The organism is Staphylococcus caprae (genome assembly GCF_002902725.1).
In the GTDB taxonomy this organism is placed as follows: domain Bacteria; phylum Bacillota; class Bacilli; order Staphylococcales; family Staphylococcaceae; genus Staphylococcus; species Staphylococcus caprae.
In genome coordinates this window covers 1-478 of sequence record NZ_PPRT01000004.1, presented here as the reverse complement: position 1 = coordinate 478, position 478 = coordinate 1, and the positions used below count along the sequence as shown (strand labels likewise).

1 pseudogene is annotated in these 478 nt (G+C 34.1%); it reads left to right on the top strand.

The window, feature by feature from the left end:
- Nucleotides 1-163: 163 nt before the first annotated feature.
- Nucleotides 164-478, top strand: a pseudogene (locus tag CD155_RS00625) (DUF334 domain-containing protein); the annotation flags it as partial.

Sequence of the window (478 nt, the reverse complement as noted above, 5' to 3'; positions counted from 1 at the left end):
GCATTAGAAAATGAGTTTGCGGTCGCAAATGAACGGAGAGAATTCGAGCAACAATTATCAGAATACGAACCAAGAGAAAGTGAGTACAGACCAAGAGATACAGAAAAAAATATTAAACGTCCTAAAGAACTTAGAGTCCAATCACGAGAAAACGACTTTGAACTTGAGTGATGAAGACAAGCTATATATATCACGAATGACCGATCAGATAAAACGCTCGAATACGCACGAGATTAAAGTAAATATTGAGACAGATGATAATCTAAGCAAATTTATTAAACAAAAAATCGATGAGAAATTTGATGAAAAAATACCTAATCTTCGTACAAAGCAAACAATGGAACAATTCAAATGGTCTTTGATGAGAATTGAGGATAAACAAGAAATACTCGATGACAATATTGAAAGTGTTCACAAATGGGCGACTTACTTTAAGTCAGCGTTGATGTTGACACTATTTGCCGTTTTATTGATTAGC